The sequence below is a fragment of the Chthonobacter rhizosphaerae genome, from assembly GCF_013839525.1.
Taxonomy (GTDB): domain Bacteria; phylum Pseudomonadota; class Alphaproteobacteria; order Rhizobiales; family Pleomorphomonadaceae; genus Chthonobacter; species Chthonobacter rhizosphaerae.
The window spans coordinates 312,491-330,455 of record NZ_JACDIS010000002.1; the positions used below are offsets into that span (position 1 = coordinate 312,491).

The 17,965-nt window shown below is 70.6% G+C and carries 14 protein-coding genes; 9 read left to right on the forward strand and 5 right to left on the reverse strand.

Going from position 1 to position 17,965, the window contains the following annotated elements; genetic code table 11:
• The first annotated feature begins 467 nt into the window (after window positions 1-467).
• From HND91_RS05260 to HND91_RS05280, 5 genes are all read left to right on the forward strand, one after another.
• Window positions 468-1,631 (forward strand): ferric reductase-like transmembrane domain-containing protein, encoded by a 1,164-nt coding sequence (locus tag HND91_RS05260; protein WP_181705478.1) that lies wholly within the window; start codon window positions 468-470, stop codon window positions 1,629-1,631.
• 35 nt (window positions 1,632-1,666) lie between these two features.
• Window positions 1,667-5,122 carry a c-type cytochrome gene (locus HND91_RS05265; protein WP_181705479.1) on the forward strand — a complete coding sequence of 1,152 codons (3,456 nt, stop codon included), beginning with the start codon at window positions 1,667-1,669 and terminating at the stop codon, window positions 5,120-5,122.
• A gap of 14 nt (window positions 5,123-5,136) precedes the next feature.
• Window positions 5,137-6,357: an OmpA family protein gene (locus HND91_RS05270; RefSeq protein ID WP_181705480.1), complete on the forward strand. Its 1,221-nt coding sequence runs from the start codon at window positions 5,137-5,139 to the stop codon at window positions 6,355-6,357.
• Window positions 6,358-6,370: 13 nt separating this feature from the next.
• Window positions 6,371-7,924 (forward strand): caspase family protein, encoded by a 1,554-nt coding sequence (locus tag HND91_RS05275; protein ID WP_181705481.1) that lies wholly within the window; start codon window positions 6,371-6,373, stop codon window positions 7,922-7,924.
• A gap of 152 nt (window positions 7,925-8,076) precedes the next feature.
• Entirely contained in the window at window positions 8,077-8,328 is a 252-nt protein-coding gene (locus tag HND91_RS05280; protein WP_181705482.1) for a hypothetical protein, read from the forward strand.
• 126 nt (window positions 8,329-8,454) lie between these two features.
• On the opposite strand, the gene HND91_RS05285 is transcribed toward HND91_RS05280, so the two are convergent.
• The 5 genes from HND91_RS05285 to HND91_RS05305 all read right to left on the reverse strand — a co-directional run bounded on the left by HND91_RS05285 (window position 8,455) and on the right by HND91_RS05305 (window position 13,993).
• Window positions 8,455-10,746 (reverse strand): glycosyltransferase family protein, encoded by a 2,292-nt coding sequence (locus tag HND91_RS05285; RefSeq protein ID WP_181705483.1) that lies wholly within the window; start codon window positions 10,744-10,746, stop codon window positions 8,455-8,457.
• Window positions 10,746-11,102, reverse strand: coding sequence for a hypothetical protein (locus tag HND91_RS05290; protein ID WP_181705484.1), 357 nt, complete (start codon window positions 11,100-11,102; stop codon window positions 10,746-10,748). Before HND91_RS05290 ends, HND91_RS05285 begins: the two co-directional genes overlap by 1 nt.
• A gap of 257 nt (window positions 11,103-11,359) precedes the next feature.
• A complete protein-coding gene (locus HND91_RS05295; RefSeq protein WP_181705485.1) occupies window positions 11,360-11,917 on the reverse strand; it encodes a hypothetical protein in 558 nt (185 codons plus the stop codon).
• A gap of 161 nt (window positions 11,918-12,078) precedes the next feature.
• Window positions 12,079-12,993 carry a glycine betaine ABC transporter substrate-binding protein OsmF gene (gene osmF / locus HND91_RS05300; RefSeq protein WP_181705486.1) on the reverse strand — a complete coding sequence of 305 codons (915 nt, stop codon included), beginning with the start codon at window positions 12,991-12,993 and terminating at the stop codon, window positions 12,079-12,081.
• A gap of 409 nt (window positions 12,994-13,402) precedes the next feature.
• Window positions 13,403-13,993, reverse strand: coding sequence for a regulatory protein RecX (locus tag HND91_RS05305; RefSeq protein ID WP_181705487.1), 591 nt, complete (start codon window positions 13,991-13,993; stop codon window positions 13,403-13,405).
• Between the two features lie 326 nt (window positions 13,994-14,319).
• On the opposite strand from HND91_RS05305, the gene HND91_RS05310 reads away from it, so the two are divergent.
• Genes HND91_RS05310 through HND91_RS05325 form a run of 4 tightly spaced genes read left to right on the forward strand, consistent with a single transcriptional unit; the run spans window position 14,320 to window position 17,957 of the window.
• The gene (locus HND91_RS05310; RefSeq protein ID WP_181705488.1) at window positions 14,320-15,291 is read left to right on the forward strand and encodes a metal ABC transporter solute-binding protein, Zn/Mn family; all 972 of its coding nucleotides are present in this window, start codon (window positions 14,320-14,322) and stop codon (window positions 15,289-15,291) included.
• A gap of 13 nt (window positions 15,292-15,304) precedes the next feature.
• On the forward strand, window positions 15,305-16,102 hold the full coding sequence (locus HND91_RS05315) for a metal ABC transporter ATP-binding protein (protein WP_181705489.1): 798 nt from the start codon (window positions 15,305-15,307) through the stop codon (window positions 16,100-16,102).
• Window positions 16,099-17,034 (forward strand): metal ABC transporter permease, encoded by a 936-nt coding sequence (locus tag HND91_RS05320; protein ID WP_181705490.1) that lies wholly within the window; start codon window positions 16,099-16,101, stop codon window positions 17,032-17,034. The genes HND91_RS05315 and HND91_RS05320 overlap by 4 nt, the downstream gene beginning before the upstream one ends.
• Window positions 17,031-17,957 carry a metal ABC transporter permease gene (locus HND91_RS05325; protein WP_181705491.1) on the forward strand — a complete coding sequence of 309 codons (927 nt, stop codon included), beginning with the start codon at window positions 17,031-17,033 and terminating at the stop codon, window positions 17,955-17,957. Before HND91_RS05320 ends, HND91_RS05325 begins: the two co-directional genes overlap by 4 nt.
• Window positions 17,958-17,965 lie beyond the last annotated feature (8 nt).

Consider the following 17,965-nt stretch of genomic DNA (forward strand, 5'->3'; position numbering starts at 1 on the left):
GCCGGCCGCGCCCCGGCAGTCCTCGCGCAGCGGCGCCGGATCGTCGGCCGTGAAGACGAGTGTATCGCCGCCCCGATGATCCGTCGACGCCGGGATCCGGCCTGTAGAGGGCAAGATACATTACCGTTTTCGATTGTGGCGCCGACACCGGATCCAATGGTAGCGGCCGGATGTCAAGATACGTAAAGAGGCGCGCGCTGAAGACGCGTCATCAAATTAGATGATGCGTAAAGCGCGACTTGTGGGAGACTGCATCATCCAATGATAGAGTCACCCGATTGCCTGCGAGTCTGATGTGACATGACCGCATGGTACGTTTCCGCCTGCCCGCCGTTTATGCAGACAATTCTATCCTAGTTCAGGATCTTCCCGTGATGGGCAAAGTGATCTTTGCATCCATAGGTATCGTCTTGCCTGTGGTGCTGTCTTACTTGGCGGCGGGTCATCTGCCCGGGACGACGTTTCCGGTGATCGCGCTCGGCGCGACGGCCTTCAGCCTGATGGCGCTGAACCTCCTGTTGGCCACCCGGGCCCCAGGGCTGGACCGCCTGTTCGGCGGTCTCGACCAGATCTACTTCACCCACAAGTGGCTGGGCATCCTGGCGCTCGTCTGCGCTTTCCTGCACCAGCAGATCAAGATCAGCACCGACGGCAAGGAGGTGATGCAGACCCTCAGCCTGCTGGCTGTCGACGTGGCCGAGGTCGCCTTCCCGATCCTCGTCGTTCTGGTGCTGATCAGCTTTTTCAAGCGGCTGCCGAAGGTGCCGTTCGAGATCCCCTACGGCATCTGGCGCTGGTCGCACCGGCTGCTCGGCGTGGTATTCGCCGCGCTCGCGTTCCACCAGTTCTTCGTGAAGGCGCCGTTCGACAACAACGTGCTGCTGGCCACGCATCTCAACGCGATGGCGGTGATCGGCCTCGCCAGCTTCGGATGGACGATCGGGGCGCCGCTGATGCGGCGCAGGACCTATCGGGTCGCCGCGGTGACCAAGCACCCGGCCGCGACCATCGTCGACCTGGAACCGGTCGGCCGCGGCATCGACGTGCGGCCGGGCTCGTTCGCCTTCGTGTCCTTCTCGGCCAAGGGCCTCGGCGAGCCGCATCCGTTCACGGTGTCGGAGGTGCGGCCGAACGGCGGCATCCAGTTCTCGATCCGCGGGCTCGGCGACTTCACCCGCCGCCTGCGCGACGCGCTTCTCGTGGGCGACACGGCCCGCGTGGAAGGCTGCTACGGCCGGTTCGACTACCGGCGCGGCGGCGCGCGGCAGGTCTGGACCGCCGCCGGCATCGGCATCACGCCCTTCCTGGCCTGGGCCGACTCGCTGCCGGACAGCGGCTCGCCGGAGATCTGCCTCGCCTATTGCGTGCGCACGGAGGCCGAAGCCGTGGGCCTGGAGCGCCTTCGCCGGGCGGCCGAACGGGTGCCGGGCTTCACCTTCCGGCTGCACCAGAGCGAGACCGAGGGCCGGTTCGACGCCGCGCGGCTCGCCGCCCTGGTGCCGTTCGACATCACGACGGCGAGCTTCTGGTTCTGCGGCCCGGCTCCGCTGCGGGAGGCGCTCCGGAAGGGACTGAAAGGCCTCGGGAAGACGCCGAGGTCCATCCACTTCGAACGGTTCGAATTCAGGTGATCGCCGGCGATCGGGAGGCCGACATGAGGGGTAGCATGGCTGGACGTGCAGGCATCATCGCGGGCGGCCTGGTTCTCGCCCTGGCGGGGTCGGCGGCGGCGCAGGAGCCGTTCGCGGACGGCGCGTTCTCGTCGCACACGCCGGACGCCGCGCGCGGCGCGGTGATCTACAACGCGTCCGGCTGCGCGACCTGCCATTCGGTCGAGGGCAACCTGGACCTCCTGGCCGGCGGACGCGCGTTCGAGAATCGGCTCGGCAAAGTCTACGCGCCGAACATCACCCACGATCCGGTCGCCGGCATCGGACAGTGGACGGACGCCGAGTTCCTGAACGCGCTCCTGCGCGGTGTCGCGCCGGACGGCCACAGCTACTACGGCGCCTTCTTCCCCTATCTGGCCTATGCGCGGATGAAGCCGGAGGATGCGCTCGACCTGAGGGCCTACCTGAAGACCCTGCCGCAGAGCGACGCGCCGTCGAAGGAGCACGAGGTCAACTTCTTCGGCCGCAACGCGCTCCTGCTCATGGACAGCCAGCGGCCCGCCCTGACGCCGCCCGCCGATCCGCAGATCGCCCGCGGGCAGTATCTGGTGGAGGCGCTCGGCCATTGCGGCGAATGCCACACGCCCCGCAGCGGCCTCGGCCTCGACGAGGACGCCGCCTTCACCGGGTTCCTGGGCTACTTCGGCGACTTCGCGCCCGACATCTCCAAGGAGCGGCTGGAAACGTACGGGCCGGCCGCGTTCGTGACGGGCACGCTGGCGAACGGGCTGAAGCTGAACGGCAAGCCGATCGGCGCGGCCTCCATGCTGCGCATCGCCGCCGCGACGGCCAAGCTCAGCATGGACGACCGGGCGGCCATGTACGCCTACCTGACCAACGCGCCGGTGGACGTGTCGAAGCTGCCGGCCGAGACGATCGTCGCCAAGGCCGGCGACCAGGGTGGCGTCGCGCCGAAGCCGGCCACGCCGGTCGCGTTCGATCCGGTCGCCGCGGGCAGGTCGACCGGATCGGAAGGGCTGATGCAGATCGTCGCCGCGGCCTGCGAGGAAACGGCCCCGGCGCCGGCCGCCTCGTTGGCCGTCGCCCCGCCGGTCGCGGCCGGAGTGCCGCCGGAGGTGGAGCGCGCGGCGGACCGGGTGATGGACCAGAGCTGCCGCACCTGTCACGGCCCCGGACAGCGCAACGACCGGACCTTTCCGATGCACGACATCGCCGACCTGGCGGCGGACCGGTCGGCCGTCATCCCCGGCAACCCCGACAAGTCGCCGCTCTACCAGTCGATCGCGCTCAACCGCATGCCGCTCGGCACCAAGCTGAAAGCCGAGGAGCTGGACGCCATCCGGACCTGGATCATGGCGCTCGGGGCCGCGCCGGCGACGGCGACGCCCGCCGCGACCGACGCGAAGGCGGCCGCGACCGGCAAGCAGACGCTGCCGCGCTACGTGGGCGGCGACCTGACGGCGCTGACCATGGCGGCGGTGGCGGACCTTCGCTCCCTGGAAGAGACGGACCGCCCGTTCATCCGCTACATGAGCTTCGCGAACACGCCGCTGCCGCAGATCGACTGCAAGGCCGAAGGCGTGCTGCGAAACCCGATGCACTACCTCCATGCGGGGTTGAACAAGTTCATCAACTCGGTGAGCCGGGGAACGCGGCTCGCGACGGTGAAGCCGGTCGCCGGAACGGAAGGGACGCTGGTCCGCATCGACCTGCGCGACTACGGCTGGAGCAGCGACGACTGGCTGTCCCTCACCACCGGCGCCTATACCCACGGCGCCACCGAGGCGGGCTTCTCGCCGGACAGCTGGGCGGATCTCGCGACGATCTACCCTTATTCGATCGACCCCATGTCGGACGACCTGACGGCCGTGCTGGCGAACGGCACCGGCGCGGCCGTGCCGATCCTCAACGCCAGCTGGTTTGTGCACTTCGCCTCGCAATCGCCCTTCTACGACCTGCTCCTGCGCCTGCCGGCGGACATCGCCGAACTGGAGACGCGGATGGGCCTCGACGTGACGCGGCTGATCCAGCAGGGCGAGGTGGTGCGCGCCGGCTTCGTGGAGGGCAGCTCCGGCGTGTCCGATCACAACCGCATGCTGGAGCGGTTCGACCTGACCCGGAACGGCTACTACTGGAAGTCCTACGACTTCGCCGGCAGCGACAATCGCCAGTCGCTGCTGCAGCATCCGGACGGCCCGGTCGCGGCCATGCCGCTCATCTCCGGGACCGAGCCTTTCGAGCATGACGGCGGCGAGATGATCTTCAGCCTGCCGAACGGCATGCAGGGCTATTATCTCTCCACCGCCGCGGGCGAGCGGCTGCTGGTCGGTCCAAGCTCCATCGTGTCGTTCAGGAACAAGCCGATCGGCAAAGGCGTGGAGATCGTCAACGCACGCTCCTGCTTCGACTGCCACGAGAACGGCATCATCCGGAAATCGGATGAGATCCGCAGCTTCATCGAGAGCTCGAACCGCTACACGAGGGAACAGCGCGACGCCCTCCTGGAGATGTATGTCTCGCCCGAGGACCTGGAGGAGCACTATACCCGCGACATCGCGGCCTTCGTGTCGTCGCTGGAGACGATCGGCGCCGTGCAGCCGTCGGCGGCCGGCATTCCGGTCAGCCTGCAGGCGCCGACCCCCGCCGGCGGTCAGGAGATCGTGACCTTCCTGGCCGACCTGCAGTTCGAGAACCTGGATCTCCAGGACATCGCCCGAGCCTTCTTCCTGACCGAGGACGAGTTCCGCGAGCGGGTGAAGACCATGGGCGATCCGCACCTGATGCAGACGGTGGACGTCTGGATCCGGCGGATCGACGACGGGCTGTTCGTGACACGATCGGAGATCGAGGAAGTCTGGTCGGCCCTGCTGCCGCGCCTGACCGATTTCCGGCCGCTCGGCGGGACGAACGTGGCCTTCCAGCCCCAGAGTCTCGCAGGGAACCTGGAACAGGCAGCGGCCTTGGCGCTGGCCGCGGAGCTGAAGGCGAAGGCGGTGCCGTTCACGCCGCCGAGCACGACGGAACTCGCCCCGTTCAATCCTGTGGTGAAGCCCGCCGACGCCCTGCAGCTGCAGCTGTCGGTGCCGCGCGTGAACGTGAAGGTGAACGACCTCCTGCAATTCGACGTCAAGGCGACCAAGCGCTGCGAACTCCAGGTGCTCTACGTGGAGGAAACCCGGGTCGTGGAAGACCTGCCGACGGAGGTGATCGGCCCGGCCTTCCTGGAGGCCGGGGAGACGCGTCGCATCCCGTTCCCCGGATCAGGCTTCCAGTTGCGCTTCGACACGCCGGGCCGGGGCGAAACCATGGTGGCCTTCTGCCGGGAGGGTGGCCTCGGCACCAAGCGGATCACCGGCGCGGCCGCCATGGCCTTCGCCAAGGAGCGCTTCCAGCCGCTGTCGCGAGGCATCGTGATCGAGCGGACCCAGCAGGTGGCTGCCGACAACGGCCTGAGCGCCACCAACGTCATCACCTTCGACGTCGCGCCATGAGCGGGGAGGGCAGAATGGGCATCCTACGGACATGCATCCTTGCCGCCGGGATCGCGGTCGCGACGGCCGCGCCGCCCGCGCGGGCGGAGACCGGGTGCGCGGCGACGCTGGCCTCGCTGCAGTCGTCCTACGGGGGCGGCGACGTCGCCGCGGTGATCGCCGGGTGGAAGGCCGTCGAGGCGGACGCATCCTGCTCGGCCGCCCAAGTGACGGGCGCGCGCTCGCAGGTGTCGGCGGCGATCGCCAAGATGGCCCAGGAGAAGCTCTCCGCCGGCGACGCCACGGCGGCGGACGCGATCGTCCGGCAGGCGCCGGGCGTCCACTGGGCGGTCCAGGCCGTGCGCGGCGACATCGCGGCCCGCAAGGGCGACCGACCCGAGGCGGCGAAGCTCTACAACGCCGCCCTCGACAGCCTCGGCGACCCGGCGCTGACCGCGCAGACCGAGGCGCTGGTGCCCATCGCCGGGCGGCTCGCGCTGCTGGCGCAGGAGAACATGATGCTGGCCGGCAGCATGGAGGCGACCGTGACGCGCGGCGGCGAAGCCACCGGCGTGATGGCGGTCATCGCGCGCGGGCTGGCGGTGGAACGGGCCAACCCGGCCGTGGCGACGGCCACCCAGTCGCCGGCGCCACCGCAGCCCCCGGCGCCGGCGCAGACCCTGGCGCCGACCCCATCGCAGCCGGCGGCGCCGCAACAGACGGCGCTGGTGACGGTGCAGGAGGCAGGCGCGCAGGCCTCGGCGCCCGCGCCGGCCGAACCGCCGGCGCAGAGCCCGGGTCAGGTCGCCGCGAAGGCGTCCGACGCGGCCGCGGGCGTTCAGTTCGACGGCGTGCAGATCCAGAGCGGCAACACGTTCAACGTCATCTCGGCCGCCGCGCTGCAGGTGCAGTCCGTTTTCCTGCCGATCCGGTTCGGCTTCGACAGCGACCAGCTGGACGGCGACGGCACACGGGAGGCGCAGCGTCTGGCGGCCTTCCTGAAGGCGAACCGCGTGGCCGGCGTCGTCATCGCGGGGCACACCGACGACGTGGGCGACCCGACCTACAATCTCGACCTTTCGCTCCGGCGCGCCCGTGCGCTCGCCGATTTCCTGGTCAAGGACGGCGTGCCGTCGCGGATCCAGATCGTTGGAAAGGGCGAGGCCGAGCCGCCCGCGGTGGTGGACGCCCAGATCTATTCGACGGACGAGCTGCGAACCATAGCGCGGCGAGTGGAGGTGGCTTTTGGATCGTGAAGGCCTTGGCGGGTTGGCCCTTGCCGTGTTCCTCGCGGCCACCGCTCCCGCCGCAGCGAAGGACTGGGGACTGGTGGTCGGCATCAACGACTACCGGCACCTGGTCGCGGCCGAAGAGACGGTGCCCGGCCAGCTGAGCGACCTGCAAGGCGCGGTGAACGACGCCATGGTGATCGCGGAGTCGCTTCGCGCGGCCCGGGTGGACCTGCCGGACGACCGGGTGCTGCTCGACGCGTCCGCGACGCTGGACGCCTTCCTCGGCGCGTTCGAGAGCATCAAGACGCAGGCGACCGCGGGCGACACCATCATCGTGACCTTCGCCGGCCACGGCGGCCAGGAGCATGAAGTCTCGGCCCCGGTGGACGAGACCGACGGTCTCGACGAGACGATCATGTTCCATGATTTCGACCCCGCGAACGCGCGGGAGGGCCGACTGAACGACGACCAGCTGCGGACGCTTCTGGAAGGCGCGGCCGCGTTCCAGGTTCTGTTCGTGATGGACAGCTGCCATTCCGCGGGCCTGGAGCGCAAGGTCGCCCGCGGCACCGGGTTGCGGCGCACCGGCGGCGTCTGGGACATCCCGCTCGACCCGATCCCGGGTGAAGCGCCGAGCGGCCAGGGAGACTCCGGCCTGCCGCCTCTGCCGAACGTGACGCAGATCCTGGCCACCGCCACGGAGGATCGGCTGGTGCAGGAGACCGTGTTCGAAGGGAAGCGTCACGGCGCGCTGTCCTGGTTCTTCGCCAAGGCGGTCGCCGGCGAGGCGGACCAGAACGGAGACGGCGCGCTGACCCGCCTGGAGATGGCCGCCTATATCGGCGACCGGGTGTTCACCCACATGGAGCAGAACCAGCAGCCCCGGTTCCTGCCGCGCGGCGATCCGTCGGTGATGCTGCAGTTCCGCGAACCGGCCAGTCCGGTCGCCGAGGTGATCGACCCCAAGGCGATCCTTGTCCAGCTGATCGGCGAGCCGCCCCCGTCGCTCGACCTCGCCACCTGCGGCTGCCGGCTGGTGCCGAGCGGCGGTGCGGTCACCATCGAGCGGAGCGGCGCCGGGTGGACCGTCTACAACGGCGTCGGCGACAAGGTGACCGAGTTCACGGGCGACGTGGGGCCGCACCTCGCGCGCGCGAAGTTTCTCCTCGACCTCAACGCCGCGAAGGTGACGCACCTGCCGCCGATCGAGATCGTGCCGCAGCAGTCCGCCGCCCGGCAGCCGCTGGACGCGCTCGTGGGGTTCGACTTCCGGCCGCCGACGCCGGATCTGGTGTTCATCACGCTCTTCAACGTGGCGAGCGACGGGCGGCTCCAGTACGGCCTCTATCCGCCGGGGGTGCGGGAGGACGTGCCGGCGCCCGACGGCCTGTCGCTGCGCTTCACCGTGGTGCCGCCGACCGGCGAGGACCAGCTGGTGGTGGCCTGGTGCGCCCGCCCGCCGCTGGCGCTGCACGCGCTGCTGGCGCAGCACAACGACCGTCTGGTGCCGCCGATGGCCGATGTGGTCGCGGCGGCGTCGGACACGACCTGCCAGTTCGGCCGCATCGGGCTCTTCACCGAAGGCGGCTGACGCGGAGCGCCGGTCCGGCGCGGGAGCGTCCGGACGGTTCTCCGGGCGGATGAGGGCCGGGGCACGGGAGAGGGGACGACCCGCGATCGGGGAGGGGCGTCCGTTGGATCTGCATGAGGCCGCCGGGGCGGCCGGAATCGAGCGAGGGTGAAATGAGCGTCTTCAGCATGCTGCGCCGGGTGCGGGGACTGATCGGCCGAAGCGCGTCGGTCGCCGTGACGACGGCGGTCCTGGCCGGATGCGCGACGGCCAACCAGGTTCCCGAACTCTGCGCCACACCCCAGGCGGCCCAGCGCGACCCGAAGTGCGCCGAGCCCGTTAAGGCGCAGAAGCCGGTGGCGTCCGCCCGGACGTCCGCCGCATTCGCGGTGGGCAGCGGACGGGACAGCGGCTCGGACTACTGAGCCGGCGGACGCCAGGACCGGAATGCCGGCTCGAGGAGCATGGTTGCGGCCGGCTGCGGGCCTTGAACGCGGGTTGGCAAGGCGGGGGCGCGAACGCGGCCGGACCGGCGGCCCGGTTCGGCGCGGTCAGATGCGGATGGCGGGGCTGCGGTCCGCCCGGACGGTGCGGGCGGCGTCCTCCACGAACCGCGCGATTTGGTCGGCGCCGTTCGCTCCGTCCGAATGGGACCGGCAGGCCTCGGCCATGCGCGCCCGCTCGGCCGGATCGAGGAGGGTGCCGACCAGGTCGCGCGCCACGGGGGTGTGGAGATCGCGGCGGCAGACGAGCCCGCAGCCGCTCAGCTCCGCCCAGATCGCGCGGTTCACCTGCAGGTCCATCTCGGGCGCCTCGTTGGGCACGAACAGGGTCGGGATCGCGCCGAGGATCGCCTCGTGGAAGGCGTTGTAGCCGGCGGCCAGGATGGCGGCGTCGAACGCGGCGGAATGCCGGAAGGCCGGAAAGAGGCGGACGGCCCGATGCCGCGGATGGTCCGGGCCGGGTTCCTCAGGGCCGACCTGGACCGGCGAGCGGATGTCCAGAAGGATCGTGTCGGGCCGGGAGAGAACCGCCTCGACGAGGACCGTCCGAAGCGCCGCGAGGGGATAGTTGTTGCCGCCGCCGAGCTGCAGGGCGACGACGGTCGCGTCGTCCGGGAGGCCGAGGTCCCGGCGGGCGGCGGCCCTCGGCAACCGGTCGGCCGGCGACAGGTGCAGGACCGGCGGCACCTTCATGACAAGGTCGCTCTCATCCGTCGTGGGGCCGAGGTCGAACGCGGCGGCGAGTTCGCCGGGCTCGATCACCGCGTCGAAGCGGCGGGCGGCGTCGAGGAAGGGGCGGTGGCTCTCCTGCCACATGGGCCGGCGGACCCAGATGGTGAAGGCGTCGCGATAGACCTCCAGAGCCCGCAGGATGCCCCCGAAGGCGGCCGTCGCGTCGTAGAGCACCACGCGCGGACGAAGACGGATGAGGAGCTCGAGCACCACCTCCGCCATGTGGTCGTTCCAGAGCGGGACCGGCAGACCGCCGTTGCGGTGGTGCGGCAGGAATTCGGTCGGATAGCCGGCCTGCCGGACGACGGAGGCCGCGTAGGACATGGTGGCGAAGACCGGCCGCAGCTGGGGGGACAACCGGTCGGCGATCGCCATCTGCTGGACGAGATGGCCGACGCCGATCCCGTTCGACGACAGGAAGAGCACCGGCCGCTCGGGAAGAACCGGCGGGGAGGTGAGGGGTGAACCGGTCGGGAGCGACGATGGGGACGATCGGAGGGACCCGCTCCAGCGGCCCTCGGGCGACTGGGCGGATGCGAGGCGGGACCGGCCGTCCGCGAGGATCGGCTCGACGCGCCGGGCGAACCGATCCGCCCCGAACGTCTCCTCCACGAAGGCGCGCACCGCGTCGGACCGACTCTGCCACGCCCCCGGGGTCGCCAGGAGGGCGCGGACCGTCGCCTCCACGTCGGCGGGAACGCAATAGAGGGCCGCATCGCCGAAAAGCGGCCGAAAGTGCGGCGGCAGGATCACCGGCACGCCCGTCGCCATGGCCTCCAGGGTGGTCCGGCCGAACGCTTCCGACCATGCGTCCGAGTGGAAATAGACCCACACGTCGAGACCGGCGAGAAAATCGGCGACCGGTTCGCTGTTGAACGCGACGAGATCCCAATCCGGCGGCCGCTCCGGATAGAGGTCGAACAGGAAGTCGCCGGCGCCGAGCACGCGCACGGTCCAGCCGGGGGGCGTCGGGTAGGCCGCGCGCGCGTCCTCGATGGTGTCCGGCCACTTCTTGGGATCCGGGCGGGCGTGACGGCCGATGATCACCCGGTCCGCGCCCGCCTGTGGATCTCGTGGCGGCCGACGCGGCCAGGCCTCGAGCTCGATGAGGTTCAGCCAGTCGGCCGGCATCACGACCGACCCGGCCGGCGGGCGCGCCGGCAAGCCCTGGCGGACGACCGACGACACCGGCGCGATTTCCACTGTCCGCCCGAACGCCATGCGGCCATTGGCCACCACGGCGTCCAGGTCGTACTGGAGGCGACCAGCGGCATCGCGCCTCGGGTGGTGGAGAACGACGACCAGGCGACCGGCGCGAACCTTCGGACGCGGCACGAAGGCATGAGTCAGGATGGACGGGTGGTGGACAAGAACCACGGCCGCTTCGACGGCCTCCTCCGGGTCGACTCGCTGGACGAGGCCTTCATCGACGGCGGCGGCGATCTCGGGGTGGCTGGCGAGCGTCCGGCGGATCACCGGGCCCTTCACCATGAGGAGACCGCAGCGAAGCCCGAGGCGGGCCGCCGCCCGCATCTCGACGGCCACCGCCGTGCTGACGCCGCCTTCGAAGCGCGGATCGGTGACGAAGAGAAGGTCGACCGTCCGCATCAGGCCGCCGACGCTCCGCGGGCGGCACGCGCGGCTTCAAGGAAGCGGTCGACGTTCATCCCATAGGCGACGACGCTGACGGGCTTCCACTTGAGGAGAAGGAGCGTCCACTTCTCGGCCAGATAGTCGGGCCAGTCCATGAGGTGCCGGAACCGAACCTGGTCTTCGACGGGCGCGAAGTATTCCAGCGCCGCCTGACGGGCCAGGAAGGGACCGAACACATCGGTGCTGACCAGGAAGACGAGCTTGTGGCTGGCGTTGAAGGTGTCAAACACCTTCTCGACGATTTCGACGTGCTCGGCCGGATCCACCTCGAGAAGCGTGACGAGGAGAACGGGAGGCGTCGCTGTCGGCACGGGAGGCGTCGCTGTCGGCGGGGCGATATCCTCGGGGTCCGCCGGCGACGGATCCGGCGCCGCGACGGGCCGGTCGGAGAACAACCGCTTCAGGAACGCTCGCATGAAGGTCAAAACCGACGGGGCGGGGAGGGCCATTTGCGGCCGATGACCAGGACGATAGCCGCCGCCGCCGCCTCGTTCAACCCGCCGCCCTGGCGCGGAGCCGGCGGGGAGGGCGGGTGGAGGGGAGGGACGGGCGCCCTCCCCTCGGGCGGTCAGCGGGGGATGGTGCAGGCCTTGGCGCCGCGCACCTTGGTGGCGTAGCGGACGGCCGGATAGCCGTCGAAGAAATCGGCCACCACGAAGGTGCCGGACTTGTCCGGCGCGATGATGCTGGTGGCGACGAGCGAGACGGTGGAGAGGTTCATGTCCTGGGTCTGGACCTCGATCTCGGTGAGGATCTTGTCCTTGAACCGGTTCGTCACGTCCCAGGTGAAGGTGTTGAACTGGGCCTGCCAGGAGGGGTTCTCGGCGCGCAGGTCGCGGAACTCCTCCTTGGAGAGCGGCTCCGGGGTGCAGCTCGCGTAGGCCTCGTAGAGGCCGGATTTGCGCAGGTCGTCGAGGGCGGCGGCGTCGCACCGGTCGCGGCACTGTTTCACGGTGTCGGCGAACTGGAAATAGTCGTCGGTCTTCGGCGGACGCTCCGCCATGCAGCCGGCGAAGCAGCCGCGGGCCGGGGCGGCCGACGCGGCGGCGAGGGGGGTGAGGCCGGCCGCGAGGGCGGCGCCGAGCAGGATGAGGCAGCGCGAGGCGCGCGGGGCCGAAGCCGTCATTGGGTCGTCTCCTCGGCGGCCCGCCCGGATCGATGCGCCCGGGTTGCAAAACGGCCGCCCGGTGCTGCTACGCCCGGGCGGCCGTTTTGGTTCAAAGGCCGGAACGCCGCAACGGGCGGTCCGGCCGGACAAGGAGTCTCGCGTCCGGCCCCCGGAGACCGTTACTTCAGGAAGCCCTTGCTCTTCAGGTAGTCCTCCGCGACCGCCTTGGCGGGCTCGCCGCCCACCTGGATGCGGGCGTTGAGGTCCTGGAGCGTGACGAGATCGAGGCTCTCGAACACCGGCTTCAGGGCGGCCTCGATGCCGGGGTTCTCCTTCAGGGTCTCCTCGCGCACGATCGGGGCGGGCGCGTAGACCGGCTGGACCGACTTGTCGTCCTCCAGAACCACGAGGCCCGACGGCCCGATGGCGCCGTCGGTGCCATAGACCATGGCGGCGTTGGCGCCGTTGGTCTGGTCGGCGGCCGCCTTGATGGTGGCGGCGGTGTCGCCGCCGGAGAGCACGATCAGCTGGTTCTCCTTCAGGGTGAAGCCGTAGGTGGACTGGAAGGACGGCAGGGCGGCCGGCGAGTTCACGAACTCGGCGGAGCCGGCCAGAACGACTGTGCCGCCCTTGGCCACCCAGGCGCCGAAATCGGTGAGCGTCTTCAGATCGTTCTCTTCGGCAACTTCCTTACGGACGGCGATCGCCCAGGTGTTGTTCGCCGGCGCGGGCGTGAGCCAGACCACCTTGTTGGCCTCGTAGTCGAGCGTCTTGGCGGTCTCGTAGCCCTTGGCGGCGTCCTTCCAGACGGGATCCTCGGCCCGGTTGAAGAAGTAGGCCGCGTTCCCGGTGTATTCCGGATAGATGTCGATCTCGCCGCCCGTGATGGCCTTGCGCACCACCGGTGTCGGGCCGAGCGACACCCGGTCCTCCGTCTCGATGCCATTCGCCTGAAGGACGAGCAGGATCATGTTGCCGAGAAGCGTGCCCTCGGTGTCGATCTTGGACCCGACCACCACGTCGGCCGCCGCCATGGACGGGGATGCCAGCAGAAGCGCGATCGCAAGAGACAGGGACCCGGTCTTGTTCGCCATGGCTTGAAGCCTCGCTTGATGAAGGAGAAGAGAACGCCGCAACGCCAACGCAGGGCGACGGCAAAGGTTCAGTTTGAAGCGCTTACGCAAAATCGGCGGAATGGATCGTGCGACTGGAGAATTCTCGCGGGCCAAGCGTCAACGGGTGTCAGGATCGGCGGTAGGCCCGGTAATGCCTCCAGTGTCACGCGAGGGGCGGGGGCACGGGTTTCGGTGAGGAGTGAGAGGAGGGTTTTTGCGCTTGCCGGGCAGGCATTTGGCCGAGCATCCGGACGTGAAGATGTGTTCACCCGGAGATATCCGATTCGCATAAGGGATATTATGGAACGCACGATGGAGCCCCAGGTGGCTGGAATTCCGGGCGGATACGCCTGGACGGACGCAGCATAGCACCGGTGGATCCTGCCGATCACATCCCGTCTGCGTCCGGATCGTCGGCCAGCCTCGCCTCGGCTTCCTCCAGCGTCATGGACACGACGGCGCGCGCGACGCCGTAGCCGTGGCCGGCGCGGCAGAGCGCAGCGATGTCCTTGGCGGCGCGGTCGTCGCCGGACCGGCCGGGCGAGCGCCACGGGCCGAGCCGCCGCCGGCGGGCGAAGGCCAGCGCGGCGGACCGCTCGCTCGGCGCCTCGCGGGCCACCACGGCTTCGGCAAGGTCGCGGTCCACGCCCTTTGCGGCGAGCACGGCCATCATCTTGCGACGGGACAGGCCCTTGCGGGCGCCGGACGCCACCTTGGTCTCCACGAAGGCCTCGTCGTCGAGAAGGCCCAGGCGGCGGCAGGCGCCGATGGCTTCGGAGATCAGCGCATCCGGATCGGCGATGTCGCGGCCGGTCACCGTGGCGCGGCGGCGGATCTTGCGGCGGAGAACCCGGACGAGATTGGCCTCGGACGAGGCGTAGCGCTCCAGGTAGGCGAGGGCGGCGCGGCGCAGCCAGTCCCGGTCGGCCGTCGATGCGCCCTCCCCGGCCGCGCCCGCTGTGTGCTCGCCGTCGCTCATGAGGCGAGGATAGCGGGTCGGGCGAGCGGACCGCAAGGCGGCCCACGACGCGTTTTCCATCAAAGACTTGGCGGGGTCGCCTGAGGGGGCGGTCGCAGGTCCGGCCGCCGGCCGCGCGGCAAGGTGGGAAAGCGGCGCGGAGGCTTGAACCGGCCGGCCGTCGCCGGCCGGCGGACGGGCGGGCTCGCGCGGTTTCATGTATGCGGCGGAAGCGATGCGATTGAGCGGCCGGACTGCCGATCTGCCCTTGACTCGCGCCGGGGCGGCTCTACATTGAATTGCGAATAGTTTGCAATTGCAGTCCAGCCCCTTTTCAGACGGACCCCATGACCTCCATCGACCGACGTGCTTTCCTGCAGGTTTCGGCGGGCGCCTGGTTCGCCGCCGGTCTGCGTCCGGCCGCGGCGGCGCCGGTGCTCTCCGTGGTCGGCACGACGGGGATGATCGCCGACGCGCTCCGCTCCGTGGGTGGCGACCGGGTCGCCGTCCAGGGTCTGATGGGCGAAGGCGTGGACCCGCACACCTATCGACAGACCCGATCGGACATAGCCGCCATGGTGAAGGCGGATGCCGTGTTCCGGCACGGGCTCTATCTGGAGGCCCAGCTGGAGGACTTCTTCGCCGACTTCGCGCAGCACCGGCGCCTGTTCACGCTCGCCGAGGCCGCCGTGCCGGCGGAGCGGCTGCTGGCGCACGACGAGTACAAGGACCGGTTCGACCCGCACGTCTGGATGGATCCGCGGATGTGGTCGCTGGTGGTGCGCGCGGCCGGTGACGCGCTGACCGAGCTCGACCCCGCGGGACGGGAGGTCCATGCCGCCAACCTCGCCCGCACGGAGCAGGCCATAGAGGCGGTCGCCGCCTATGCGGACGAGGTGCTGGCGAGCGTGCCGGCGGAGACGCGGGTGCTGGTGACCGCCCACGACGCGTTCAACTATTTCGGCCGCGCCTACGGTTACGAGGTGCTCGGCATCCAGGGCATCTCCACCGAGAGCGAGGCCGGGCTGGCGACCGTGGAGTCGTTCGTGGACGTGCTGGTGAACCGGGGCATCCGGGCGATCTTCGTGGAAAGCTCCGTCTCGGACCGGAACGTGAAGGCGCTGATCGAAGGCGCGGCGGCGCGCGGGCACACGGTGACCATCGGCGGCCAGATCTATTCCGACGCCATGGGTCGGCCCGGCACCTACGAGGGCACCTACGTGGGCATGATCGACCACAACGCGACGGTCATCGCCCGGGCGCTCGGCGGCACAGCGCCCGCCGCCGGCCTGAACGGGCGCCTCGGCGCGGTGAACTGACGGAGGAGCGGCCATGCTGAAGCGAGCGTCCGTCCTTCCCGAACCGACCTCCCCGTTGGACGTCTCGGCGCCGCTGTCGGTGCGCAACCTCACGGTGGCCTACCAGGACATGCCGGCGGTGTCGGCGGCGAGCGTGGACGTGCAGGCCGGCTCGCTGACGGCCATCGTGGGGCCGAACGGGGCGGGCAAGTCGACGCTCTTGAAGGCCGCGCTCGACCTCATCCCGCGGCGGGAGGGGCGCGTCGCCTTCTGGGGCCGGCCGTTCAAGGCCGCCCGGCGGCGGGTCGCCTACGTGCCGCAGCGGGCGGCGGTGGACTGGGACTTCCCGGCGACTGCGCTCGACGTGGTGCTGATGGGTCTCTACGCGGAGATGGGCCTCGTGCGGTTCGCGCGCCGGCGGCACAAGGAGAAGGCGCGCGCGGCGCTCGCCCGCGTCGGCATGGGGGACCTCGCCGACCGGCAGATCGGACGGCTTTCCGGCGGCCAGCAGCAGCGGGTGTTCCTGGCGCGCGCCCTCGCCCAGGACGCGGACCTGACGCTCCTCGACGAGCCGTTCGCGGGCGTCGACGCCGCCACCGAGGCGGCGATCGTGGACGTGCTGCGCGACCTCAACGCGGCCGGCCGCACCATCGTGGCCGTGCACCACGACCTCGGCAGCGTGACTAGCATCTTCGACCGGGTGATCCTGATGGCCGGCCGCGTGGTGGCGGCCGGGCCGACCGCGGAGGTGTTCACCCCCGACCTCCTGGAGGCGACCTACGGCGGCCGGCTGGCGGTGGAGACCTTCCCCGAGGAGGGCCGCCGGCCATGACCTCGCCGGCCGTCGACGCCGCGGACGCCCTCCTCCAGGCCCTCACCTTCCAGGCCGGATACAACACCACGCTCGTGTCGATCGGAGCCGCGCTCCTCGGCGCGAACGCCGGCGCGATCGGGACGTTCGTGACGCTGCGGCGGCGGGCGCTCGTGTCGGACGCCATGAGCCACGCCACCCTCCCCGGCCTCGCCATCGCGTTCATCGTGATGGCGCTCGCCACCGGCGACGGCCGCTTCCTGCCCGGGCTGATGCTGGGCGCGGTGGCGACGGCGGTGCTGGGGCTGCTGGCCATCGACGCCATCACGCGGCACACGCGGCTGGACGAGGACGTGGCGATCGGCGCGGTGCTCTCCACCTTCTTCGGCGCCGGCGTGGTGCTGATGACCGTGATCCAGTCCATGGACGTGGGCGGCCAGGCTGGCATCAGCGGGTTCCTGCTGGGCGCGACGGCGGGCATGCGGCTGATCGAGGCGCAGACCATCGCGCTGTCGGCGGCGGTCGCCGGGTTGCTGGTGATGGCGCTGCGGCGGGCCTTCACGCTCGTCTGCTTCGACCCGACGTTCGCGGCGGCGACCGGGGTGGACGTGCGCCGGACCGACCTGATGATGATCGGCCTCCTCCTCGTCGTCATCGTGATCGGCCTCCAGGTGGCGGGGCTGGTGCTGGTGGTGGCGCTCGCCATCGTGCCGCCGGTGGCGGCCCGGTTCTGGACCGACCGGGTGGGCACCATGACGCTGGTCGCCGCCGGGATGGGGGCGGTCTCCGGCCACGTGGGCGCGGCGCTGTCGGCGGCCGGGCCAGGCCTGCCGACCGGGCCGCTGATCGTGCTGACCGGCACGGCGATCTTCATCGTCTCCATGCTGGTGGGGCCGGCGCGGGGCGTCTTCCCGGGCCTCCTCGGTGGGCGGAGCGGGGAGGCGGCGCGATGAGCGACTTCGTGATGCTCTCCCTGATGCCGATGGTGGTGGGCACCGCGGCCGCCCTCGCCTGCGCGCTCGTCGGCAACTTCCTGGTGCTCCGGCGCCAGAGCCTGATCGGCGACGCGGTGAGCCACGTGGTGCTGCCCGGCATCGTGGCGGCCTTCCTGCTGACCGGCGTGGTGGCGCCCATCCCGATGCTGGCGGGGGCGACCGTGGCTGCCATCGTGGCGGCGGGCCTGATCGCCCTCGTGCGCCGGGCCGGCGGCGTGGAGCCGGGCGCCGCCATGGGGGTGGTGTTCACCAGCCTGTTCGCGGCGGGCGTCCTCCTCCTGGAGACGTCCGGCGCCCGGTCGGTCCACCTCGACGTGGAGCATGCGCTGCTCGGCAACCTGGAGAGCCTGATCTGGTTCGAGGGGCTCGGCTGGTCGGCGCTTCTCGACCCGAGCGCCCTCGCCGCCGTGCCCCCGCAGGTCTGGCGGCTGATCGTGGTGCTGGCGATCGTCTCGGCCTTCGTGGTGCTGTTCTGGAAGGAGCTGGTGCTCGGCTCGTTCGATCCGGTGTTCGCCGCCACGGTGGGCGCGCGGCCGGCTCTGTTCGACGCCGCGCTCATGCTGCTGACGGCGGTGGTGGCGGTGTTCGCGTTCGAGGCGGTGGGCTCGATCCTGGTGGTCGCCATGTTCGTCTGCCCGCCCGCGGCGGCCCGGCTGATGACCGACAGGCTGGTGCCGCAGGTGATGTGGAGCCTCGCCTTCGCGGTGCTCTCCGCCGTCGGCGGCTACGTGCTGGCGGGCTATGGGCCGCTCTGGCTCGGCTACCAGTCGAGCGTCAGCGCGGCCGGCATGATCGCCGTCGTCTCCGGCCTGATCCTCGCCGCCGCCTGCGTGGCCGGGCCGCGGCGGAAGGGCACCCGGTCGATCGGCGCGCCGGCCTGAGCGGCGGA